This is a genomic window from Campylobacter sp. B0100352/1, assembly GCF_020135855.1.
In the GTDB taxonomy this organism is placed as follows: domain Bacteria; phylum Campylobacterota; class Campylobacteria; order Campylobacterales; family Campylobacteraceae; genus Campylobacter_D; species Campylobacter_D taeniopygiae.
Genome location: NZ_JACHTP010000038.1, coordinates 1 through 4,576, shown reverse-complemented (window position 1 = coordinate 4,576; position 4,576 = coordinate 1). Strand labels below are relative to the sequence as shown.

General features: G+C 27.4%; 4 protein-coding genes and 1 pseudogene. 1 reads left to right on the top strand and 4 read right to left on the bottom strand.

Annotation, left to right across the window (positions count from 1 at the left end):
• On the bottom strand, window positions 1-913 hold a 913-nt coding region (locus H2279_RS08115), incomplete at its 3' end, for a PDC sensor domain-containing protein (RefSeq protein WP_337196221.1).
• 627 nt (window positions 914-1,540) lie between these two features.
• Between H2279_RS08115 and H2279_RS08110 the strand changes: the two genes are divergently transcribed.
• On the top strand, window positions 1,541-1,720 hold the full coding sequence (locus H2279_RS08110; protein ID WP_337196220.1) for a hypothetical protein: 180 nt from the start codon (window positions 1,541-1,543) through the stop codon (window positions 1,718-1,720).
• A 108-nt stretch (window positions 1,721-1,828) separates the two neighbouring features.
• Here the strand turns inward: H2279_RS08110 and H2279_RS08100 are convergent, their stop codons facing one another.
• The 3 genes and pseudogenes from H2279_RS08100 to H2279_RS08090 all read right to left on the bottom strand — a co-directional run.
• Window positions 1,829-2,638 carry a DUF2779 domain-containing protein gene (locus tag H2279_RS08100; RefSeq protein ID WP_337196219.1) on the bottom strand — a complete coding sequence of 270 codons (810 nt, stop codon included), beginning with the start codon at window positions 2,636-2,638 and terminating at the stop codon, window positions 1,829-1,831.
• Between the two features lie 150 nt (window positions 2,639-2,788).
• Entirely contained in the window at window positions 2,789-4,258 is a 1,470-nt protein-coding gene (locus tag H2279_RS08095) for a hypothetical protein (protein WP_337196218.1), read from the bottom strand.
• 2 nt (window positions 4,259-4,260) lie between these two features.
• Window positions 4,261-4,576 (bottom strand): annotated as a pseudogene (locus H2279_RS08090) (ankyrin repeat domain-containing protein); the annotation flags it as partial.

Below are 4,576 nucleotides of genomic sequence, written 5' to 3'. Positions count from 1 at the left end.
TTAGTACAAAATTAATTATAATAGCAATTGATATAATTATAATTTGAATATAATTCATTTTATTAATAGGTTCCTCAATTTTACTAATTGATTGGCCGGTACAAACCCTATTTTCTCCTACTTTAACGCACATTGCAAGTCCGCGAGAACCGTCTTTTTTTCTTGTGTATTCAAAAGGTTCAAAATCTGCTTTTTCTTTAGCAGGAATTGTAATATGAGAGGCATCGTATTCTTGCGATAATTGAAATTTATCTGTCGCTGCAAAAATTTTATTGTTTTTATCAAATGCAAAAGTTCTTCCAGGATTTGCCTCATACTCTTGTTGTAAATCTTTAGTTAAAACATCAATTGCTAAAACTCCAATAAATTTACCATCTTTGTATAGGGCTTTAGAGTAGGTAAAACAAGGAAGTTTAGAAGTAGCATAGATATATGAGGATGTTACATATACATCATTTGTTTTTAAAGCTTCTTGATAATATTCTTTTGTTCTTGCATCATAATTATCTGCTTTTCCATAAATACCAAAATCTAACCCTTTAGAATCAGAATCAGTATCAGAAACAATTAATTCTCCATTAGGTTGAGCAATATAAACTGCCAAAAATCCTCCAGCATCCCTTAAAAGTTTAAGTTCTTCACCTATATTTTCCATTAAAACTTGTTGATTATTTATTTTTTCATAAGGAAGTTCTAAAATATTTTTTGCATAACCTTTAAGAGTTTTTAAATTTTTTTCATTAAAAAATGTAATAGAATTCTTTGCCATTTTTATATAATTATGCTCATTTCTTAAAACTTCTTCATGTATCAACTTGCTTACAAATAAATAAGTAGCTATTCCCAAAACGATTAGTATTGTAATAGATATTACGTTTGTAATGAGTGAAAACTTAATTTTTAAACTTCTCACATATTCTCCTTTTGTAATTAAAATAAAAATTGCAATTATATAGTAATAATTATTACATTTAATAATAAAAATTTGTAATGATAAAAATAAAAAATATTTTTTATATTGAAAATTTATGTATTTGCAGGAAATAAATTTAAATAATTTAATTATTATTAAATAAATATTGTTAAAAAAATGTATTTTACATTATAAATTTTTTAAAATAAATGATGATATTATGAATTCATTTTTTAAGTATTGAATAATTTTTTTGATATTGCCCTATAATTTATTTTTATATTGTTTAATCAACTATGCAATAACTGCTAGCAAAAACAAAATACCTGTAAAATTTAAAAATCCATATCTATTATTTATAAAAAATACTATCAACACAAAAGCAAGAAGTAACACCCGAAAAACTCCTATTAGGATAAAACTAACAAAACCCACGATTAAAAATAAAATTACCGATAACATAAATCCTCCTTTAATAAGTATTTTAATGAAAAAATATGAAAGGTTGTATCAAAAAAAATAAAAAATAAAAATTTCATGACATAACCTGTCGCAAGAGTATTTTATACTTTCCTTGTAATTTTAGTTCAAGGAGAAAAAATGCTACCTTTTATTTTAAGATAGGCTATGTTGGAATTAAACTTAAAAAAATGGTATAAGCAAACAGAAGAAGAAAATATTTACTGGAGTGATGATCATAAAGATATTATTTCTGAAATGTCGCACAATGTTAATGAAATTGCCATGAAAATAGATACTTTAGAAAATAAAATTGATAAAATCTTTAATAAACAAATGAAATTTTAAATTTGGTCAAACAGTGGATCCCTTATATAAAAATCATCTCTCCTATAAAATTAAAAACCAAACTTGAAAATATTTTAAAGGCATATTTAAAAAAATAAATTTAAAATCTTATTTTACAAGCTCTTCTAAATGCTGTAAAATTTTTACCATTGCTAAAGTATCAAGTTTGCAATACTCAAGCAAAGCCTTTCGGTATTGATTTTGAGTTAATTCATCCATGTTTTTCATCGATTCAAAGCTCTGCATCGCTTCGCCTCCATTGTGGATTAAAGACAAATTTTTATAAGCTTGTTCCATTTGTGGAATTAAAGCGGGTAAAACCATTTTTATAGAATAGCTCCCTTGCATTTTATAATGATAATAATCTTTATTTTGAAAAGGTATCATCAAGTCTTTAATATTGCTTTCTATATTTAATAAATGCTCCCTAAATTCAGGATATAAATCCGCTAATTTTCTTATAACTCCTTTTTCAAAACTTGCATTATAAGCAAGAACGCATACATCTTTTGGTATATAAGCGATCAAATTTTTAACCAACTGCTCCCTAGGATCGACTCCGCATTGAGATAAAAATTCCCTATGCTCTAATTTATCCTTATTATCAATATGTAAAGAAAATTGAAAAGGAATTTGCTCATATGGCCTAACTCCTTTAAATTCTGGGATAGCTTGAGAAAAAGTTTCAAAGTCCAAATGATACACGGGATAACTTAGCGTCGCTAAAAAAGCTTTGATTTTATCTTTATTTATGATGATTTCTTGATTTAAACAAGCTTTGATTTGAATTTGCTGCTGCGCATTAAAAATAGATAAATCTTTAATATCTGAAAAATTAATAATATTTTGTCTATAAAGATTAAATTTCTTATCTTGATTTAATCTTGCGATATTAAAAATATTTTCATGATGACACAAATTTCTTTGTTTATCCCAACAATAAGTATAAGCATCGCATTCATAAGGATAAAAACATTGTTTTCTTTCTTTATTGGCTACCTCTATCCTATTTGATCCTTGCTTTTAAATTATTAGATTTTATTGCTACGATTATTTTTTACTGTTTTCCTAAGGTTCTAAAATAACTTGCAATTCATCATGAAGTGCTTTTCTATCTTGAACATGCAAATTAGCATAAAAATTCACAAAATGTTTATCCAGATCAAAATCTTCTCCATTGATTTTTCCTAAATTACTTCTAAAATTAAGTCTTTTAATAAAAACCCAAATAGGCGATCCTTGCAAAGCTTCTTGATACATTCTTATAAGTGCAGATCTTAAACCTTTCCCTTCATCTTTTAGAAGTTTGTTAGCTTCTTCCAGTAAAGGATTTTCTGTTCGAACTTTTGACTTATCGAAACGTTTTTTATTAAAATCTAAAGAATATTTAAATTCTTCTTTAGCCTTAGCCCTTGCTTCTGATCTAGCCTTAATTTCTGCTTGGCTGTTTGGTTTTGCAAAAACAGAATTATAATTATTTCCATAATCGGTTATTTCTGTGCTTCTATTACAAGCTATAGCATAATCCATTCCATATAATCTTACACATTTTAATTGATAAGAAATTTGATTGGTTAAATTTAAAGCACTGCTATAACCATAGTTTTTAACCTCTACTATCATTCTTTTTTTATCTTCAAGTGTGATAAGAAAGTCAGGATCGCTACCCTTTCCACTACGAATTCCATCTTCTTTAAAAACACCATCTGCATTAATTCTTTGATGACAAAGATGAGGAGCATGTCTTAAAAGAGCAAGAGAAGTAACCCATTCAGCATAGTCAGCTCCTGCACTTTTATTGATGAAATTTTTAAGTCTTTTGGTGTTGTCTGTTTTACTATTTGGAACTTCATGTTCTTTTACTAGTTTTTCAAACCTTTTCTTTTGTTTATTGTGTCTACCCCATTTTGCCGCTTTATCTGCTTTGATTTTCCCTATTTTTTTACTAATCTCATCTTTCTCTTCTTTAGTTATAGCTCGTTGCAATTGCTCATTGGCTTTTTTCATTTCCTCACCATAAGTTTTTTCTATGATGGCTTCATTTCTTGCTAAAAGTTCCTCTGCTTTGGTTTTTAAACTATTCCAATCATTGCTTAATTCTCCATCCTCTGTTTGATAATGTTCTCTTTTTTCATCACTTACTTCAAGGGCTCTTTTAAATTCTTCAGGAGTTGGCAATTTTTCAAAAGGAGCATGTTTTAATCTTAGTTTAATTCTTCTAAAGTAAATAGGATATTCTTGTTCGCCTAGACTTCTTACAATAACATGCCCTCCTATAGGTTCTTTCTTGAAATCAGGATGCTCTAATTCTATATAAAAACTTAACACATCATCTTTAATCTCATCATTGGAAAATTCTACCTCTCCTTTATTATTAGCAGTATTATCATACAGGAGTTTCTTTTTATCTTTATCATATATTTTTACCTTAGCTCCTATGATGGGGATATTTTCAATCTCATCTTCTTCATAGTCTATATAAAAATGCGCCTCCTCGCACAGTATCAATTTTATATTTCCTGTATGAATAGGACTCATTTTTATTCCTCAGTAACTTCTATACTTATTCTAAAAATCAAAGGAGTTTTTTCTAAGATAGCAAGATAGTTTTCCTTAAGTTGCTTTTTGCGTTCTTTTTTTATTTTATCTTGTATTTCTCCTTTATCCCACATTTCATTTTTAAATTCTTCAAGTTTTTCTTCACTGCCTAAAAGCTCTAAAGAACTTTTAGCTCCTGCTTTAAGAAGGTATTTTTTTATGGTTTCACTTTTATTGCCTATAAGATCAAGAGCAGAATTTCCAAAATGATCAAAAACATTCACATTAGCTCCTGCTTCAATGAGCTTTTTAACTGTG

Excerpts from the sequence above, each read along its gene's own strand:
- H2279_RS08110 (WP_337196220.1), top strand. The coding sequence starts at position 1,541 with ATGTTGGAATTAAACTTAAAAAAATGGTATAAGCAAACAGAAGAAGAA.
- H2279_RS08095 (WP_337196218.1), bottom strand. The coding sequence starts at position 4,258 with ATGAGTCCTATTCATACAGGAAATATAAAATTGATACTGTGCGAGGAG.